Annotated in this window: 1 protein-coding gene; it reads left to right on the top strand. The window is 70.7% G+C overall.

Annotation, left to right across the window (positions count from 1 at the left end; translation table 11 throughout):
• Positions 1-562: 562 nt before the first annotated feature.
• On the top strand, positions 563-1,456 hold the full coding sequence (locus SX243_26230) for a glycosyltransferase (GenBank protein MDY7096485.1): 894 nt from the start codon (positions 563-565) through the stop codon (positions 1,454-1,456).
• Positions 1,457-1,617 lie beyond the last annotated feature (161 nt).

Here is a 1,617-nt window from a genome sequence, read left to right on the forward strand (position 1 = left end):
TTCCGCCTCGGGAGCGCTCTCGCTCGCCTCCGCGGTGTTCTCTGCCGCGTTGTTTTCAGCCTCCGCCTCCGCGGCTTCGGGCTTCGCCTCCGCGGTCTCCTCGGCGGTGTCGGCAGCCTGCTCGGAAGCAGTCTCCTCGACCGGCTGATCAGTTTCTTTGGTAGATGGCATGGACCTACGATCCTCCTTGCGATTTGGGATACAGGCAGTCGCCTGTTGGGCCCTCGCTGCTGCAAAGGGCGTCGGATTCTGCTTAAGTCTGTGAGAACCCGGAACTTCGGAGTATAGGAGGCGGCTCCGACGAGTGTCAACCGGAGTCGCCGCGCTCGGCTTGCTGGTCCACAGCGTCGGCTCGGGGACATGGCTGCGGCCCCCCTTCCGACACCAGGCCGCTGGTGCCGCCTAATAAAGACGTCAAGGCCCGACACTCCTCGGGCTCACACCTTGCCCACCTCCGGGGGATCCCGTAGAGTCTCCCGGTTGCCCAACTCCCGCCGCTCGCCGGCGGCTTGCGACGGCTCGTTCGCCTGTGGCCAGCTCCCGGCCGCGGGAAGGCTCCACCGTGACCTCCATCACCACCAGCGTCATCATCCCCAACCTCGACAGCCCGCTGGTGGACCGCACCCTGGCGGCGCTGGCGGCGGACGGGGCTCCCGGACCGGGGGTGGAGGTGTTGGTGGTGGGGCGGGACGCGCCGGGGCTGGTGCCGCGGGACGGATCCATTCGCTTCGTCGAGACCGCCGAGGCCGTCAACCCGGCGGCGGGGCGCAATCGGGGGGTGGCGGAGGCGCAAGGGGAAAGGCTGCTCTTCACCGACGCCGACTGCGCGCCTCGAGCCGGCTGGCGGGAAAGTCTCTGCCGAGCTCTCAACGCCTCCCCGGTGGCCGGCGGGGCGGTGACCTTCGAAGACGACGGCAACCCCTGGGCGCTGGCGGACAACATCGCCTCCTTCCACGAGCTGCTCGAAGACCGGCCGGCGGAGCACCAGAGCCAGGGCGCCCTGGGGAGCCTCAACCTGGCCGCCACCCGGGACGCCTGGGAGCGGGTGGGGGGCTTCGATGAAGAGCTGGCCACCAGCGAGGACGTCGATTGGGTGCTGCGGGCTCGCACCGCTGGCCTCGCCACCGCTTTCGAGCCCCGGGCGGTGGTGGAGCACGGAGCGGTACGCCGCAACCGCGCCGACCTGGTACGCCACGCCACCTGGTACGGCCGCCATTTCCGCGCCTTCTGCCGCCGCCACCCGGGCCTCTTCGGTCAGGGCCCCACCTGGAAGAGCCGCCGGCGGCTAGCGCTGGCGGCGCCGCTCAAGAGCTGGACCACCGCCGCCGCCATCTTCCACCGCCATCCCCGGCTGCGGCGTCATCTCTCGGTGCTGCCCAAGGTGGCGGTGTTCAAGCGCGCCTGGTACCGGGCGGTTCTCGAGCATTGGGAGCTCGAGCCTGGGGAAGACGGGTGAGCGCTGCCGAGGCCAGCCCCCGCGGGACCACGGAGCAGCGCTTCCTGAGATCGTCCCTCGCCGCCTACGGCAGCCAGCTGGGGCGCACCGCCATCCGGCTGGTGGCGGAGCTCACCCTGGTGCGGCTGATCCTCCCCGCCGCCCATGGGGTCTTCGATCTG

The organism is Acidobacteriota bacterium (assembly GCA_034211275.1).
Lineage (GTDB): Bacteria > Acidobacteriota > Thermoanaerobaculia > Multivoradales > JAHZIX01 > JAGQSE01.